Origin of the sequence: Phaeobacter sp. LSS9 (assembly GCF_003443595.1) — a bacterium.
Classification (GTDB): Bacteria; Pseudomonadota; Alphaproteobacteria; order Rhodobacterales; family Rhodobacteraceae; genus Phaeobacter; species Phaeobacter piscinae.
Genome location: NZ_CP031956.1, coordinates 616,537 through 634,070, shown reverse-complemented (window position 1 = coordinate 634,070; position 17,534 = coordinate 616,537). Strand labels below are relative to the sequence as shown.

The window sequence follows — 17,534 nt, the reverse complement described above, 5'->3', positions numbered from 1 at the left end:
CTTGTCAAAAACAACAAAAAGGCGCGCGGGATCACCCCACGCGCCAGATTGCTTGCAACAGCTTGAAAACTCAGAGACTGCCGATCCAGGCACCGGCAGCAAGCGCCCCCAAAATCGTCGCCACAGACATGGCACGGTCCCAGTTGAGGCGCATAAATAGACCAAATCCAGAATTGGTAATCCGCAGGCTGCTCATGGCGTCCACTCTCCCACTATCAATAATGATCCCACATCCGCCACAACCTTGCCGCGATCTGCGACGCCGTTGCCCACTGGCGGCTTACCAAAGGATTAACAAGGGAATGTGGCGACAGTTGGGCGCGCCAACCCGTCACAGGATCCGGCCCCGGATCACAGCGCCGACCGGGTCATCCCCGGTCGGCGAAAATACGTTTAGCAGAAGATGTCGTTAAAGAGCGCAAACATCATCAGGCTGAGAATAGCCGCAATGCCCACGCTCATCAGGATCCGCATCACCGCATCATTGGGCGGTTTCCCGGTGACGGCCTCATAGGCGTAGAACACCAGATGCCCACCATCCAGCGCCGGGATCGGAAACAGGTTCAGCAGCCCGACGGCGGTAGACAGCACCGCGATAAACCGGATGAAGCTTTCGGCCCCCTGGCTTGCCATCGCGCCGGAGGTCTCAGCAATGCCAATCGGACCGGAGAGGTTACAGGTGCTGATCGCGCCGGTGATCATATGCCCCAGCCCAGAGAGCGACATTTCAACCACGCCCCAGACCTGCGCCGCGCCACCGCCGAGGGCCTCACCGACACCAACCGTCTCCGTCGCCGGGTCAAAGGCAAGACCACCGGCAATCCCCATGCGCCAGCGCGTGGCAAACCCGCCCTCTGGCTGTGGCTCATCCACACGTCGTGGCGCCAGCGCCATCTCAAACTCTTCGCCCGCGCGCCAGACATCCAGCAGCAGGACCTTGCCTTCCGCGCTTTCGACCGCGCGTTTCAGCTGATCGAAGGCAAAGATCGGCGTGCCATCAACCGCGGTGATCACATCCCCCGGCTGCAGGTCGATATCGGCGGCGGCACTGCGCGGCGCCACACCGCGCACATGCGGGGGCCAGGGATACGGACCTTCGACCTCGACCTCCCGCTCATCCCGCAGCACAGTATAGGTCAGCGGCTGCTGTTCCGGCACCGCATCGCGGAAGGCGGTAAAGGCGGCACTGTCTTCCAGTGAGGGCACGTCTACCCCTTCGATCTGCAACAGCGCATCGCCTTCGCGCAGACCCGTCTGCAGCCCCGGCAGCGGCACCAGCCGCTCCACGGTCAGCGGATCGCGCATGGTGCCTTGCAGCATGAACACACCCGCAAAGATCAGCGCCGACATGATGAAGTTGAACACCGGTCCCGCCGCAACCGTTGCCGATCGCGCCCAAAGCGGTGCGCCATGCATGGTCCGGCGCAGGGCGACCGGATCTGCGGCAGCATCTGCCATCGCATCCGCATCCTTGCCCGAGGCCGCATCAGCATCCCCAAGGAACTTCACGTAGCCGCCAAACGGCAGCAGCGCCATCTGCCAGCGGGTGCCGCGTTTGTCGACGCGGGAGAACAGCACCGGGCCAAACCCCAGTGAGAACACTTCAGCGTGGATCCCGGACCAGCGCCCGACGATATAGTGGCCATACTCATGCACAGCGACAATCACCGACAGCGCCACCACAAAACTGGCAATCACATAGAGATACCCGCCAAGCTGCGGAAGAAAGGAGACGAAATCCAAGGGCTTACCTTACATAGTCTAAAATTGCGTTGTCGGCTTCCATACGGGCGAGATGGTCGGTCCGGCTCACCGTATCAAGGGTCATTGCCTCATCTAGCCCGCGATCCGCGCTGTCAAACTGTGTCAGCACCCGCGCGACCACCGCCGCCATATCCAGAAACCCGATGCGTCCGGCGATGAAATGATCCAGCGCGCGCTCCTTGGCGGCGTTGAACACCGCCCCCATCAGGCCGCCCCGGTCCATCACGTCATAGGCCAATTGCAGGGCCGGATACCGTGCCGGGTCAGGCGCGCGGAATGTGAGCGTTGCCAACCGCGCCAGATCGAGCCGCTCAACCGGCAGCTCCCGCCGCTCCGGCCAATGCAGCGCATAGCCGATGGCATGGCGCATATCCGGCGCGCCCAGATGCGCCATCAGCGCCCCGTCGCGAAACCCGACCAGCGCATGCACGATGGATTCAGGATGTACCACCACCTCGATCTGTTCTGGCGCCACGCCAAAGAATTCACGGGTTTCAATAACTTCCAGCGCCTTGTTGAACATCGACGCGCTGTCGATGGTGATCCGCTGCCCCATGTCCCAATTGGGATGGGAAGAGGCCTGCGCCACCGTGGCTGTCTTCAGCTGCTCCTGCGGCCAATCCCGAAATGCCCCGCCAGAGGCGGTGATCACCACCCGCTCCACAGCGGAGATATCCTCGCCGACCAGCCCCTGAAAAACTGCCGAATGCTCACTATCGACCGGCAACAGCCGCGCGTTGTGGCGCCGCGCCGTCTCCAGCAGCAGCGCCCCCGCGCAGACCAGCGACTCCTTGTTGGCCAGTGCCAGCGTGGCGCCCTGTTTCAGCGCCTCCAGCCCCGGTGCCAGCCCAGCCGCGCCCACAATCGCAGACATCACCCAATCCGCAGGCCGCGCCGCCGCCTCAGCCAGGGCCGCCTGCCCTGCCGCAGCGGCCACACCTGACCCGGCCAAAGCGGCCTCAAGCGCTGGCAGCTGGTCATCATAAGCGGTGACAGCGATATCCGCCTTCAGCGCAATCGCATCCTGCGCCAGCCGAGCAATATTGGCGCCACCAGTCAGCGCCACAACGTCATAATCGCCGGGCGCCCGCCGGATCAGATCAATCGTGTTCTGACCAATGGATCCGGTGGCCCCGAAAATCGAGATCTTCCGCATTACATCGTCCCGCCGGGCAGACCCCAAAGGCTGAGCACCAGAAGCACCATCGCCGCTGCGCCCAGCATCCCGTCAAACCGGTCGAACAAGCCGCCGTGGCCGGGGATCAGCGCGCTGGAATCCTTCACGCTCATCTTGCGCTTCAGCGCGCTCTCGGCGACATCGCCGGCCTGGCTCGCCATGGAGACCAGAACCGACAGCACCACCACGCCAAAGCCCAGTCCCGCCTGCATTGCAAAAATCGCGCCGACAATCGCCGCCGCGACCCAGCCGGCAGAGGTGCCGGACCAGGTTTTCTTGGGGCTGACACGGGGCCAGAATTTCGGCCCGCCAAAGGTTTTACCGGCAAAATAGCCCGCGACATCCGTAGCCACCACGACGGAGATCAGCCAGACCATCCAGTCCAGGCCCAATGTGCTGCGCATCCAGATGAAGGCATAGGCGGCGAACAGCACCCAAAGCGCAAAGCCAAGGTAAAGGCCGCGGCGAATATCCAGCGCGACCGCGCCGAGGATGGCCGGGATCAGCAACAGACCCACGGCCCCGCTGCCCGCCATCAAAGCCGCCGCCAGAACCGCGCCCATCGACAGGACACCGAGCGGCAGCGCCCCCCCCTGACGATGCGGCGCGACCATGCGCAAAAGCTCCCAGATCATGCCGCCGCCCGCCGCCGCGATCAGCAGATCAAAGACCACGCCACCGCGCCAGACCGCCCAGCCGCCCACAAGGATCATCACCACGGCAGAGATCAGCCGGGGCATCAGATCACCCCAACGCCCTGCGCCGCTCATGTTTTCACCGCGCCAAACCGGCGATCCCGCTGCCCGTAGCTGCGGCACAGCCGGTCCATCTCATCGGCGGTGAAATCCGGCCAAAGCGTGTCGATAAACTCATATTCGGCATAGGCCGACTGCCACAGCAGGAAGTTGGAAATCCGCGCTTCGCCGCTCGTGCGAATGACCAGATCGGGATCCGGCAGCACATGGGTATCAAGATAACGCGGCAGGGTTTCCTCATCCACATCCGCAGGATCCAGCCGCCCGGCGGCCACATCTTCGGCCAGTCGTTTGGTGGCACGCGCCACCTCATCACGGCTGCCGTAGTTCAGCGCGATGGTCAGCTGGGTGCCGTCATTGCACGCCGTTTCCTGTTCCAGCTGATCCATCAACGTGACCAGTTTCTTGTCCAACCGCACCCGGTCGCCGATGAAGCGCACCCGCACATTGCGCTGCGACAGCGCCTTCATCTCCTTGGAGATATAGCGGCGGAACAGGCTCATCAGGCCTGCGACCTCAACCTGTGTGCGCTTCCAGTTTTCCGTCGAGAAGGCAAAAATGGTGAGGTATTTCACCCCCAGCGTCGGGCAGCATTCCACCACCTCACGGACGCGTTTGGCGCCCGCATGGTGGCCGAACAGCCGCGGACGGCCTCGCGCCTGTGCCCAGCGGCCATTGCCATCCATGATGATGGCCACATGTTTGGGACCGCGTTGCGGGGCAGGCTCGCCCTCACTCGGCGCCAAGGCGGTGTCTGTGCTCTGTGACATCTGCAGGTGTCAGACCTGCATGATTTCGGCTTGTTTGGTTTCCAGCGCTGCGTCAACGACCTTGATCATCTTGTCGGTCAGCTCCTGAACTTCGCCTTCCCACAGCTTCTGGTCGTCCTCGGACATCCCGTCGGCCTTGGCTTTCTTGATCTGGTCCATACCGTCGCGACGCACATTGCGGATCGAGACACGGGCGTGTTCGGCATATTGGCCGGCCACTTTGGTCAGATCCCGGCGGCGCTCCTCGTTCAGCTCGGGGATCGGCAGCATGATGATGGTGCCGTTGAGCTGCGGGTTGATGCCCAGACCGGACTCGCGGATCGCTTTTTCGACCTTGCCGACCAGACCCTTGTCCCAGACGTTGATGGTGACCATACGCGGCTCGGGCACATTGACAGTCCCAACCTGATTGATCGGTGTCATCGACCCATAGGCATCCACCATAACCGGCTCCAGCATCGACGCGGAGGCGCGACCGGTCCGCAGCGACGCAAATTCGGTCTTGAGGTTGGCCATGGCGCCATCCATGCGGCGCTGTAGATCATCGGTATCGAGAATAAAATCGTCAGACATTCTGCTCTCCCCTGACTTGAGGCGGTGTTTGTATTGCTCATAAGACATTGACGGGGGGTTGTATAGCGATCTTGCCGCAGTTTTGAAGCGCCGGCCTGCCCCGCCGCGTGGCCCGCCGCGCTCGAGGATCTGCCATCAAACACGCCCTCGACGCCTGATTCAGCCCCCGGCACACCCCCGGCACAACAAAGCCGCGCGCTGGATTGATCCAAACGCACGGCCCGTTTGTGTCTCACCCGCAGGCCGTACGGCCCGGACTGAGCGCCCTCAAATAATGGAGAGGGGTGTTAGCCATGCACCTTGGTATAGGTGCCCTTCCCGGCCAGAATCCCCCGGAACCCGCCGGGTTCATCCAAGGGGAACACCATCAGCGGCAGATTGTTGTCGCGCGCCAGCGCAATGGCCGAGGCATCCATCACCTTCAGACGCTTGGCCAGCACCTCATCGTAGGTGATATCATCGTAGCGCACCGCGTCATCATGCTGCGCCGGGTCCTTGTCATAAACGCCATCGACGCCGTTCTTACCCATGAAGATCGCCTCACAGGCCATCTCATTGGCGCGCAGGGTCGCGGCCGTGTCGGTGGTGAAATAGGGATTGCCGGTCCCGGCGGCAAAGATGCAGACCCGTTTTTTCTCCAGGTGGCGGACCGCGCGGCGGCGGATGTAGGGCTCGGCCACCTCATCCATGCGAATGGCGGAGATCACACGGGTGAACACACCCAAACCTTCCAGCGCCGACTGCATCGCCAGCGCATTCATCACCGTGGCCAGCATCCCCATGTAATCCGCCGTGGTCCGCTCCATCCCCTGAGCTGAGCCGGACAGACCGCGGAAGATATTGCCGCCGCCGATCACCATGCAGATCTCCACGCCCATATCGCGCACGGATTTCACTTCCTGGGCAATGCGCTGAACGGTGGGCGGATGCAGGCCAAACCCCTGGTCCCCCATCAGTGCTTCACCTGAAATTTTCAGCATGACACGTTTATAGGTTGCCGCCGGCGTGGCCTCCGGCTGATCGTTGGTAAGGGGCATGTTGCGCTCCGGAATATGACGGGGTTACTTTGCGCGCAAAATGAAGCAAATCGGCGGCAGGATCAATGCGGCCTGACATGTTTTTCGGCGCCGCCTTGCTGCTCTGCCCGGCGCGCCGGGGAACATCCGAAGAACAGGACGCCCTGCATGACCGACTTGACCGCGCTGCCAGAGATCCCAGCCCACCAACCGGTGCTGATCGCCGGGCCAACCGCCTCCGGCAAATCCGCATTGGCCCTGCGGATCGCCGAAACTCAGGGCGGGGTGATCGTCAATGCCGATGCCAGTCAGGTCTATGACTGCTGGCGGGTGATCACCGCCCGCCCCTCCGCCGAGGAAGAGGCGATGGCGCCGCATCTGCTCTATGGTCACCAGCCCTATGATGCCGACTATTCCGTCGGCCACTGGCTGCGTGAGGTGTTGCCGCTGCTCAGCACAGGCCCGCGCCCGATTATCGTCGGCGGGACCGGGCTCTACTTCGCCGCGCTGACGCAGGGGCTGGCCGAAATACCCGCCACCCCGGCAGAGGTCCGCCAGCAGGCCGATGCGCTGTCGCTCGCGGAGATGTGCGCGGCGCTGGACGCGACCACCGCCGCCCGGATCGATCTGCAAAACCGCGCCCGTGTGCAGCGCGCCTATGAGGTATTGACCGCTACCGGGCGCGGGCTGGCCGACTGGCAGGCAGACACGCCGCCGCCGCCACTGCCGCTGGATCACTGCACCGCAATTGTCTTTGACACCGACAAGAATTGGCTTGAGGCGCGCATTCGCCGCCGCTTTGATGTGATGATGGATATGGGAGCCATGGCGGAGATCGCTGCCATGCAGGACCGCTATGATCCAGCCCTGCCCGCCTGCCGCGCCATCGGAGTGCCGGAACTGATGGCCCATCACTTGGGTGACCTGACCGAAGCCGAGGCCCGCGAGCGCGCGGCAGTCGCCACCCGGCAATTTGCCAAACGCCAGCGCACCTGGTTCCGCGCCCGCATGAAGGGCTGGCACTGCCACCGCCCTGGCTAGATGCAACATCATGCGCGGGGCTTGTCCGGGCTGAGGACCCGTCCGGGCGGCGCCGTCGGCCAAATTGACATCACGACCGCAGTTCCCTGCATCGGGGCGGGACAATCCGTCCCGCTGACCGTGCGGTATGCGCGCATTGTTGCTCAAAACCCATGCGCTATCTGCAATTCGACTAAATCCTTACGCATTTTTCGGCAAAAACTTGCCAGAATCAGTTTTTCGTGGCCATTTGCGCGCACGGAAAATACGAGCAGCACATACCATATCCATCCTATGCCTTTTGACCCCACCCATATCGGCGAGATCACTGTCGCACCGCTGTCGCAGCTGACCCCCGATGGACCCTGGCAGGTCGAACTGGCGCATGACCTCACAGAAAACCTGCTGATCTGGATCACCCGTGGTCAGGGACGGGTCTTTCTGAATGGTCAGCAGCGAGGATTTGGCCCCAACAGCGCGATCTTTGTACCTGCGGGCACATTATGGTCGCTGGAACTGGGCCGTCAGTGTATCGGGCAGGTGATGACAATCCCGGCGTCTACGCCGATGGATTTTCCTGACAGTGCCGACACGTTACGCATCCCGGACGCGCAGGATCAGGCGGTGATCAACAGCATGTTTCAGGCCATGCAGGCCGAGCAGCAGGATCGCCCGGCGCTGTGGTACCGTGCGATGCAGGCCCATGGCACGCTGATTGCAATCCATGTGCGGCGCCTGATGGCGGCACGCAGCAGCACCATCAGCAAACCCACTGCGGCCCAGAGACTGGCACAGGGCTACTGCGGCCGGATTGTCGAATGTTACGCCCAGCACGCCAGCATGGCGGATCACGCGGCAGCGCTGAATGTGACGCCCACCCATCTGACCCGCGTCTGCAAATCCGAAACCGGCAAGACCGCAGGCGCCCTGCTGACCGAACGCCAACTCCACGCCGCCCGCAGCCTGCTGATCACGTCCGAACTGCCGATGCGCGATATTGCAGCCACCCTTGGCTTCGGCAGTGCGGCCTATTTCACGCGGTTCATCACCCAGCATACCGGTGAAACACCGAGCCGGCTGCGCAAACAGGCCCGTGACAAGCTGAAACGCAGCGCCTGATCCGGCCGCCCGTCCCGCCACGGCCCGGTTCCACAGCTGCCACAGCTGCGCGCAAGGCAGCCTTCCTCGCCCCCATCAAGGTCCCCGTGATGCGGCGGGTCGCCCAAGGCCTGAGATCGGCCGCGAGTCACCCCAAGACGCGCGTCATGTCCGCTCGCCACTGGGCACCTCTGCCCAGTACTAATCCCTTCGGACAGGGCGTTCGGCAGTCAAAACACAAAAACGACATCAAAAATGTCGCGAAATACACACGAAAGGTCGATAACCTACATTGACCTACCCCTCGTTCTGGGGCCGAATGGCCAGACGGGGAAACAATCGTTGAACACAGCACCACAAACGGCATCCGTCAGATCCGACTGGCCCGCCGTCCCAGAAGAAAAGATCTTGCGGTGCAACAGGGAGAGCCACATGACAAAAGACACCATCACCGGGACCAATCTGCACCCGGCGGCAAAGATGTATGCGACAGAAACCCTTGCTGGGAAGATGGACCGACGCGAATTCATGGCCCGCGCCACTGCGCTTGGCCTCAGCTCGGTGGCGGCATACGGCCTCCTTGGGCTCGACGCGCCGGTTCAGGCCGCAGGTCACAAACAGGATGGCGGCACCATGCGCATGCAGATGCTGGTGAAGCCGCTGAAAGATCCGCGCACCTATGACTGGTCCGAAATGGGCAACCAAAGCCGCGGCACGCTGGAGTATCTGATCGAATACAACAACGACGGCTCTCTCTCCGGCATGTTGCTGGACAGCTGGGAGATCAATGAAGACGCTACCGTATACACTCTCAACGTCCGCAAGGGCGTGAAATGGAACAATGGCGATGATTTCACCGCCGAGGATGTGGCCCGCAATATCGCCGGCTGGTGTGACAAGGGCATGGAAGGCAACTCCATGGCCGGCCGTTTCGGCTCACTGGTTGACGAAGCCTCCGGGCAGGCCCGTGACGGCGCCATCGAAGTGGTGGACAGCCACACGGTCCGCCTCAGCCTGCCGAACTCCGATATTTCGCTGATCCCCGGCATGGCCGACTATCCCGCCGCCATTGTCCACTCCAGCTTCCAGACCGATGATTTCACGGCCAATGTTGGCACCGGCCCCTACAAGCTGACGGAGCTTGAGGTCGGCGTGAAGGCCACGCTGGAGCGTAACGAAGATCACACATGGTGGGGCGAAGCAGTCTTTGGCCGTCCGGCACTGGACCGGATCGAATATATCGACTTTGGCACAGACTCCTCCTCATGGCTGGCAGCACTGGAATCCGAAGAGGTGGATCTGCTCTACGAATCTGTGGGGGAATTCATCGACGTGATGGACGGGCTGGGCTTTCAGAAGTCTGAAGTTGTCACCATGGCTACCATCGTTGTTCGCCCCAACCAGCTGGCCACCGTCGACGGCAAACAGCCTTATGCTGACAAACGCGTGCGTCAGGCGATCTCCATGGCTGTCGACAATTCCGTCTGCCTGGAACTGGGGTATGGCGGTCGCGGCCAGCCTGCAGAAAACCATCACGTTGGTCCGATCCATCCCGAATACGCCGAACTGCCCGCCCGCAAGGTCGATGCTGCCGCGGCGAAGGCGCTGATGGAAGAAGCTGGCATGATGGATTTCGAGCATGAAATCATCTCCATTGACGATGACTGGCGCAAGAACACCACCGATGCGGTCGCAGCGCAGCTGCGCGATGCCGGCTTCAAGGTCAAACGCACAGTGCTGCCCGGCTCCACCTTCTGGAACGACTGGGTGAAATACCCATTCAGCTCCACCAACTGGAACCACCGTCCGCTGGGCGTGCAGATCCACGCGCTGGCCTATCGCTCCGGCGAGGCCTGGAATGAATTCGGCTGGTCCAATGCGGAATTCGACGGACTGCTGACCGAGGCGCTGGCCATTGCGGATGCTGACAAGCGCCGTGAAGTCATGGCCAAGATGGAAGCGATCATCCAGGACGAGGGGGTGACCATCCAACCCTACTGGCGCTCGCTCTACCGCCACATGCGTGAAGGCGTCGTTGGCGCAGATATGCACATTTCCTATGAGCATCATCACTACAAATGGGGCTGGTTGGCCTGATCCTGCCAGCTCACATATCCCGCATCTGCCCTGTCACCGGGGCAGATGCTGCCAGCTCAGCCGCCACAGCCGCCAGCTCACCCGCCGTCGGACCTCAGGTCTAGCGCAGCCTCTGCGCTGCCTCCGATCGCGCATGGCAGACCAACCGGACTTTGCCAACAGGACTTTGCATGGGACTTTTTATTCTGCGCCGAACGGGCGTGATGATCCTGACGGCGCTCTGCCTCACCTTCATCGTGTTCATTCTGACCAACCTCTATCCGAACCTTGAAAAACTGGCCAAGACCGAGGGCAACTTCCGCATGTCGGATGAGGCCGTCGCCAGCTGGTTGGACAAAAACGGCTATCTCCAACCAATGCCGGTAAAATACGGCCAATGGCTGGGGGTACTCCCCGGCTGGCGTACCACCACGGATGAGGGTGTCACCGGCCGCTGCATCACGGGCGTTGTCAGCGCAGAGGAGGCAGAAGACGCCCCGTCGTTCTGTGGCGTTTTGCAAGGGGACTGGGGCTATTCCACCCGGTTCAAGGATGAAGTCTGGACCATTATTCAGACCCGACTTGGCAATACCGCCTTCCTGATGATGTGGGTGCTGATCCTGATGGTGCCCTCGGCGCTGCTGATCGGTGTTCTGGCCGGTATGCGTGAAGGGTCTGTCACCGACAGGTCGCTCTCCACCGCCTCCATCCTGACTACCGCCACCCCGGAATATGTCTCCGGCGTGATCTTCATTGCGGTGTTCACTTCCTCTGCGGTTGGCTTGAAATGGTTCAAGGGCACGGCGACATCTGCGATGACCGATGCCAATTTTGAGAATTTCTTCCTGCCGGTGCTGACCATCGCCCTTTATGGGATCGGCTATATCGCCCGGATGACCCGCGCCTCCATGACCGAGGTGATGACCGCGCAATATATCCGCACTGCCCGACTGAAGGGCGTGAGCTTTCCGAAGATTGTCATGCGCCACGCCCTGCGCAACGCATTGATTGCCCCCTTCACCGTGATCATGCTGCAGTTCCCGTGGCTGCTGAATGGTGTGGTGATCGTGGAGACGCTGTTCAACTACAAAGGCTTCGGCTGGGCCCTGGTGGAGGCGGCAGGCAACAATGACATCGAACTGCTCCTCGGCATTTCCGTGGTCTCCGTGGTCGTGGTGCTGCTCACTCAGCTGATCTCCGATATCGGCTATGTCTATCTCAACCCCCGCATCCGGATTTCCTGAAGGAGGAACGCACTATGGACCCTCTCAGCTGGACCGGGAGCCTCTCTTTTCTCACCCCTGTGCTGATGCTTGCCCTGGTGGCGCTTGCCGCCTCTGTGATCGCCTGGCTGGTGCTCAGCATTGTGACCACAAGCCCCACCATGGCGGTGAACGCCCATCGCAGCGCCAGCCTCGCCACAACGCCGGATGTGCTGGCCGGTATCGCCGTGCGCTACAGTTTTCTCGCGGTGATCGGGCTGATCGTCATCTACATTCTGTTTGGCATCATCTTCGGCGCCTCCGGTGGCATCGTTGGTGCCATGGCGCAGTTGCTCTTGCCTGTGTGGAGTGCATTGATCGCGCTTTTTGCCGTCTCCATCACCTTCAAGCGGCGGCTGGGCCTCTACGGGAAACTGTTTGACAGCCCCATCGGCATGATCGGCTTTGCGCTGGTGATGTTCTGGGTCTTTACCGGGGTGCTTGGCGCGATGGATCTGATCGCACCGCATGACCCGCTGGCGCAGATTTCCGGCCTCAAGAACAAACTGCCCGGCACCCCGCTGCCGGGTGCTGAGGCCGATGCAGGCATCGCGGCCTGGTATCTGCTTGGCGGTGACAATCTGGCGCGCGATGTGTTCAGCCGCCTGATTGATGGCGCCTGGGTGGTGGTGCAGATCGCGCCGCTGGCGACGCTTTTTGCCTTTATGGTTGGGATCACGCTGGGGCTGCCTGCGGGGTACTACGGCGGCCTATGGGACACAGTTCTGTCCTTCCTTGCCAACCTGATCCTGGCCTTCCCGGTGATCCTGCTGTTCTACCTGCTGGTCACGCCGGAGATCATCGAAACCGGGCTGCCGCAATATATCGCCGTGGTGCTCTTTGCCTTTCCGCTGATCTTTGTTGCGGTGCTGATCCATTCACGCTTTCGCACCCGCCCGCAACATAATGCCATCTGGCTGGCCATTGTGCTGGTCCCCGGTCTCCTCGCCTATCTGTCGCTGATCAATGAACCCGGGTCGAAGATCACCTTCTGGCCACTGGATCTGTTTGACGTGCCGGGCGGTATTCTGGTGGTCTTTGTCTCCGTGGTGTTTGTGAATTCTCCCACAGTGTTCCGCATCGTGCGCGGTCTGACCATGGATATCAAAACCCGAGACTATGTCGCCGCCGCCCAGACCCGGGGGGAGCGCCCGTGGTACATCATGCTCTGGGAGATCCTGCCCAATGCCCGTGGCCCGCTGATCGTCGATTTCTGCCTGCGCATCGGTTATACCACCATCCTTCTTGGGACCTTGGGGTTCTTCGGGCTGGGGCTGCCGCCCGAAAGCCCGGACTGGGGCAGCACGATCAATGACGGGCGTAAGCTGTTGTCGATCTATCTGCATCCGCCGCTGCCACCGGCGCTGGCGCTGCTGAGCCTTGTTCTGGGCCTCAACCTGCTGGCGGATGGCCTGCGCGAAGAAAGCCTGCGCGACTGATATGACCCTCTCCGGGGGCGCTGCCCCCGGACCCCCGAGATATTTGGAGCCAGAAGATGCCTTTCACGGCATCAACCAGCCCTCCAGGGAGACCAAGATGAACAAACTCGCAGAGTATGACGGCCCGATCCTGGAAATCGACAAACTGTCGATCTCCTTCTTTACCCGGCTGCGGGAAATTCCTGCGGTGATGGATTTCTCCGTCTCGGTGATGCCCGGCGAGGCCGTGGGACTGGTCGGTGAAAGCGGTTGTGGCAAATCCACCGTGGCGCTGGGTGTGATGCAGGACCTCGGCAAGAACGGCCGCATTGTTGGCGGCTCAATCAAGTTCAAGGGGCGCGATCTGGCGGAGATGTCGGCGGACGAGCTGCGCGACGTGCGCGGCAATGAGATCGCGATGATCTATCAGGAGCCGATGGCCTCGCTCAACCCGGCGATGAAAATCGGCAAACAGCTGATGGAAGTGCCGATGATCCATGAGGGCGTCAGCAAGGAAGAGGCCTACAGGCGCGCTCTTGAGGTGGTCACCGATGTGCGCCTGCCTGATCCCGAACGGATGCTCAATTCCTTCCCGCATCAGCTGTCCGGCGGCCAGCAGCAGCGCATCGTGATCGCCATGGCGCTGATGTCAAAACCCGCCCTGCTGATCCTGGATGAGCCGACCACCGCGCTGGATGTGACCGTGGAGGCCGCCGTGGTCGAGCTGGTCAAGGATCTGGGCAAGAAATACGGCACCTCGATGCTGTTCATCTCCCACAACCTTGGTCTGGTGCTGGAAACCTGCGACCGTCTCTGCGTGATGTATTCCGGTGAAGCGGTGGAGCGCGGCTCCATTCATGATGTATTTGACGAGATGCAGCACCCCTATACGCAGGCGCTGTTCCGCTCCATCCCGCTGCCGGGCGCGGATAAAAACGCCCGCCCGCTGGTGGCGATCCCCGGTAATTTCCCGCTCCCGCATGAGCGCCCGCCCGGCTGCAACTTCGGCCCGCGCTGCGATTACTTCAAGGCCGGGCGTTGCGATGCGCAGGACATTCCGATGGTGCCCGTGCATGGCAATGACCGCCATCACACCCGCTGCCTGCGCCATGATGAAATCGACTGGAACGCGCCGATCACAGTTGGTGAGCAGAAAGAAAAACCCGAGGTTGGCGAGGTCGTTCTCAAAATCGACGCGCTGCGCAAATATTATGAGGTCTCCGCCAATGCGCTGTTTGACAGTGGCGCGCGCAAGGTGGTGAAGGCCAATGAAACCCTCAGTTTCGAGGCCCGCGAAAGCGAGACGCTCGCCATCGTTGGTGAAAGCGGCTGCGGCAAATCCACCTTCGCCAAGGTGCTGATGGGATTGGAGACCGCAACCGCGGGCGCCATTCAGCTGGATGGCACGAACATCGAAACCACCCCGATTGAACAGCGCGACACCCGCACGGTGTCGGATGTGCAGATGGTGTTCCAGAACCCGTTTGACACGCTGAACCCGTCGATGACCGTGGGCCGGCAGATCATGCGGGCGCTGGAGATCTTTGGCATCGGCGACAGCACCGCCGCACGCAAGGAACGGATGCTGGAGCTGCTGGATCTGGTGAAACTGCCGCGCGCCTTTGCCGACCGGATGCCACGGCAGCTGTCAGGCGGGCAGAAACAGCGCGTCGGCATTGCCCGCGCCTTCGCCGGTGGCGCGCGTATTGTGGTGGCCGATGAACCGGTCTCGGCGCTGGATGTGTCGGTGCAGGCGGCGGTGACCGATCTGCTGATGGAAATCCAGCGCAAGGAGAAGACAACGCTGCTGTTCATCTCCCATGACCTCAGCATCGTGCGCTATCTCAGCGACCGGGTGATGGTGATGTATCTGGGCCATGTGGTCGAGCTGGGCACCACCGATCAGGTTTTTGCCCCGCCCTATCACCCCTATACCGAGGCACTGCTGAGCGCGGTGCCGATCGCCGATACGTCGGTTGAGAAACGCCACATCGTGCTGGAGGGCGATATCCCATCGGCGATGAACCCGCCGCCCGGCTGCCCATTCCAGACCCGCTGTCGCTGGAAATCCAAAGTGGCCGACAACCTCTGCGAGGCAGAGGTTCCGCCGGTGCGCACCCTCGCAGGCGGCCATCAGGTGAAATGCCACCTCAGCGATGCCGATCTGACAGAAATGGAACCTGTCATAAAAATCGCCGCCGAATAATCGGCGGCGCGGCTTGACCGGTGCTGGATCGGGGGCTGCTGGCGGGTTATCCCAGCAGCAGCATCACGATGATCAGCAGATTCATCGACGCAAACTGCATCAGGCGCGGCATGTCGTGACGGCGCAGCACGGCATAGGCGGCCAGCGCCAGTGACAGGCCCGCGCCAGCCATGGAGGCGCCGCCGATCAGCAGACCGGTCAGGCCTGTGTTCGGCCCCCAGGGCGCGCCGGGGGTATAAATCCCCTTCAGGCCCACCCCGATCAGGATCCCCAGGATCGCCCCTGCGAGGGTGAACTCCCCCCCCCGCACCGCCAGCGGCGGGCGGTCGGCCATCACGCTGTCAACGATCTGTGGCGACGGGCCGGACTGGGGCTGCCACTGCATCTGGGTAAGACGTTCGTCAAAGCGTTTGAAAGACACCGGGATATTCCTCTTCTGAAGCTTCCCACTAGGTGCCAAGAGATTAAGGCAACTTTCTGGCAGACAGACGGAGTTAACACGGCATTAAGGAAGATTATCAGCAGATTAACGCCGATCCCCGGCGCAATCGGCAATGCGCTGCCGAAACGGCGCCAAAATATCAGGACGGGTGAGAAAAAACGCCGCCGTATCAGGACAGCTTGGAACCACAGATCTGCGCGCAGGGGGTCACACCTCCCCCGCCAGATACATGCCTGTTTCCGCAGCAGTCTGGCAGCGCCGATGTCAGCTGCCCCAGATCTTCTTCACGTAATTCTGGGTTTCGCGGTAGGGCGGCACGCCGCCGTGTTTACGCACCGCCTCTGGGCCTGCGTTATAGGCCGCCAGCGCCAACCGCCAGGAACCGAACTTGCGGTATTGCCGCGCCAGATACCGCGCGCCGCCTTCCAGGTTCTGCTTGGGATCGGAGGCATCCACGCCAAGCGCCTTGGCGGTGGCGGGCATCAGCTGCGCCAGTCCTAATGCGCCCTTGTGGGATTTCGCCGTGGGGTTCCAGCCGCTCTCCTGCTGCACCAGTCGCAGGAACAGATCTTCGGGCACGCCATGTTTCTGCGCCGCTGCCCGCGCGACATTCAGATATTTGCCGCGGTATTTGCCACTGTAGGGAAGGCTGCCGTATTTCGACGGTGTGTGAATGGTCGGCGGCTGCAGGCGGATCGAGTTTTTATATTGCCCAGACGCCCGTTCATCCAACACCCGCGCCTGCGAGGCAAACAGCTTGCGCTGGCTCTTTGTGCTGAACATATCCGCAGTTGCAACCTGACCCGACAGAACCCCGGTCACCGCAACACCCACCAACAGTTTACGCATTAAAAACGCCTTGTCCCGCCCCGGTTTCCCTGTCCTTGATTGCGCGAAACTATAGCCGGATTGACTAAAAAGAAAAGCACCTTCGCATATTCCCGTCCGCCACCGCCCGGCCCCACGGCGCGCCTGCGCAAAATCTGTGGATGATCCCAGATATCCCGACCAGCCGACTTTCATGTGGCGACCTTGGGCGGTACTGTGGCCGCCAACCCGGCGCGATCAGATTCGGACCGGAGAGAGTTCATACCCCAACGGGGCACGCTGAAACCGCTGTATGGGATGTCTGACACCTCCCGCACTGCGGAAATTCGCGCCTCAGTAAAGACCAGACCAAGAGGACAGACCCATGGCAGGCTCAGTCAACAAAGTAATCCTGATCGGCAACCTCGGCCGTGATCCCGAAGTGCGCAGTTTCCAGAACGGCGGCAAGGTCTGCAACCTGCGGATCGCCACCTCGGAAACCTGGAAAGACCGCAACACCGGCGAGCGGCGCGAAAAAACCGAATGGCATTCGGTTGCGATCTTCTCCGAAGGTCTGGTCCGCGTGGCAGAGCAGTACCTGCGCAAAGGCTCCAAGGTCTATATCGAAGGCCAGTTGCAGACCCGCAAATGGCAGGACCAGAGCGGCCAAGACCGCTATTCGACCGAGGTCGTCCTGCAGGGCATCGGCGGCACGCTGACCATGCTCGATGGTCGCAATGACGGCGGCCAGGGCGGCGGCGGTGGCAGCTACGGTGGTGGCAGCGGCGGCGGCTATGGTGGTGGCGGTGGTGGCTACGACAGCGGTCAGGGTGGCGGCAATCAGGGCGGTGGCTTTGGCGGCGGCAACCAGGGCGGCGCATCGCACAACATCGATGATGACGAGATCCCGTTCTAAGGGCGAATCATCTTTTCATCCGGGGGGTAACACCCCGATACGAACACACTAAAAAAGTGCGGACCCGCCAAGGTCTGCACTTTTTTAGTGTAAAACCCTGATTTCTAAGACGGATAGACCCAGCACCTCCCGCTACGTCACTTACCTTCAAAATAGGCGTGTTTTGAATACATCTTCTATTTGAAGCGCTCAAGAGCGCGCCAAATACACAGTCTGTTAGCATCTCAAACTTAA

Annotated in this window: 15 protein-coding genes; 7 read left to right on the top strand and 8 right to left on the bottom strand. The window is 61.6% G+C overall.

The genetic code is table 11. The features are described from left to right. Positions 1-393 precede the first annotated feature (393 nt). The 6 genes from rseP to pyrH all read right to left on the bottom strand — a co-directional run bounded on the left by rseP (position 394) and on the right by pyrH (position 6,076). The gene (gene rseP, locus D1820_RS03125; protein WP_118067844.1) at positions 394-1,743 is read right to left on the bottom strand and encodes an RIP metalloprotease RseP; all 1,350 of its coding nucleotides are present in this window, start codon (positions 1,741-1,743) and stop codon (positions 394-396) included. 4 nt (positions 1,744-1,747) lie between these two features. Beyond that, positions 1,748-2,920, bottom strand: coding sequence for a 1-deoxy-D-xylulose-5-phosphate reductoisomerase (gene dxr, locus D1820_RS03120; protein ID WP_102897056.1), 1,173 nt, complete (start codon positions 2,918-2,920; stop codon positions 1,748-1,750). Then, a complete protein-coding gene (locus D1820_RS03115) occupies positions 2,920-3,711 on the bottom strand; it encodes a phosphatidate cytidylyltransferase (protein WP_118067843.1) in 792 nt (263 codons plus the stop codon). The genes dxr and D1820_RS03115 overlap by 1 nt, the downstream gene beginning before the upstream one ends. Then, complete coding sequence (locus D1820_RS03110) at positions 3,708-4,466, bottom strand: isoprenyl transferase (protein WP_096871206.1); 759 nt, start codon at positions 4,464-4,466, stop codon at positions 3,708-3,710. Before D1820_RS03110 ends, D1820_RS03115 begins: the two co-directional genes overlap by 4 nt. A 9-nt stretch (positions 4,467-4,475) precedes the next feature. Further along, positions 4,476-5,039: a ribosome recycling factor gene (gene frr / locus D1820_RS03105; protein WP_014874537.1), complete on the bottom strand. Its 564-nt coding sequence runs from the start codon at positions 5,037-5,039 to the stop codon at positions 4,476-4,478. Positions 5,040-5,326: 287 nt separating this feature from the next. Beyond that, entirely contained in the window at positions 5,327-6,076 is a 750-nt protein-coding gene (gene pyrH, locus D1820_RS03100; protein WP_118067842.1) for a UMP kinase, read from the bottom strand. Positions 6,077-6,223: 147 nt separating this feature from the next. On the opposite strand from pyrH, the gene miaA reads away from it, so the two are divergent. The 6 genes from miaA (at position 6,224) to D1820_RS03070 (ending at position 15,135) form a co-directional block, all read left to right on the top strand. Beyond that, positions 6,224-7,096 carry a tRNA (adenosine(37)-N6)-dimethylallyltransferase MiaA gene (miaA, locus tag D1820_RS03095; protein ID WP_118067841.1) on the top strand — a complete coding sequence of 291 codons (873 nt, stop codon included), beginning with the start codon at positions 6,224-6,226 and terminating at the stop codon, positions 7,094-7,096. Between the two features lie 273 nt (positions 7,097-7,369). Beyond that, positions 7,370-8,194 (top strand): helix-turn-helix domain-containing protein, encoded by an 825-nt coding sequence (locus D1820_RS03090; protein ID WP_102897059.1) that lies wholly within the window; start codon positions 7,370-7,372, stop codon positions 8,192-8,194. 411 nt (positions 8,195-8,605) lie between these two features. Further along, positions 8,606-10,270 (top strand): ABC transporter substrate-binding protein, encoded by a 1,665-nt coding sequence (locus D1820_RS03085; protein ID WP_118067840.1) that lies wholly within the window; start codon positions 8,606-8,608, stop codon positions 10,268-10,270. 170 nt (positions 10,271-10,440) lie between these two features. After that, positions 10,441-11,493: an ABC transporter permease gene (locus D1820_RS03080; protein ID WP_118067839.1), complete on the top strand. Its 1,053-nt coding sequence runs from the start codon at positions 10,441-10,443 to the stop codon at positions 11,491-11,493. A 14-nt stretch (positions 11,494-11,507) separates the two neighbouring features. After that, positions 11,508-12,950: an ABC transporter permease gene (locus tag D1820_RS03075; RefSeq protein WP_118067838.1), complete on the top strand. Its 1,443-nt coding sequence runs from the start codon at positions 11,508-11,510 to the stop codon at positions 12,948-12,950. Between the two features lie 97 nt (positions 12,951-13,047). Beyond that, a complete protein-coding gene (locus D1820_RS03070; RefSeq protein ID WP_118069998.1) occupies positions 13,048-15,135 on the top strand; it encodes an ABC transporter ATP-binding protein in 2,088 nt (695 codons plus the stop codon). Positions 15,136-15,181: 46 nt separating this feature from the next. On the opposite strand, the gene D1820_RS03065 is transcribed toward D1820_RS03070, so the two are convergent. Then, positions 15,182-15,556 carry a hypothetical protein gene (locus D1820_RS03065; RefSeq protein WP_118067837.1) on the bottom strand — a complete coding sequence of 125 codons (375 nt, stop codon included), beginning with the start codon at positions 15,554-15,556 and terminating at the stop codon, positions 15,182-15,184. A gap of 285 nt (positions 15,557-15,841) precedes the next feature. Beyond that, a complete protein-coding gene (locus D1820_RS03060; RefSeq protein ID WP_024097408.1) occupies positions 15,842-16,426 on the bottom strand; it encodes a lytic transglycosylase domain-containing protein in 585 nt (194 codons plus the stop codon). A 343-nt stretch (positions 16,427-16,769) separates the two neighbouring features. On the opposite strand from D1820_RS03060, the gene ssb reads away from it, so the two are divergent. After that, positions 16,770-17,300, top strand: coding sequence for a single-stranded DNA-binding protein (gene ssb, locus D1820_RS03055; protein WP_118067836.1), 531 nt, complete (start codon positions 16,770-16,772; stop codon positions 17,298-17,300). Positions 17,301-17,534: the final 234 nt, after the last annotated feature.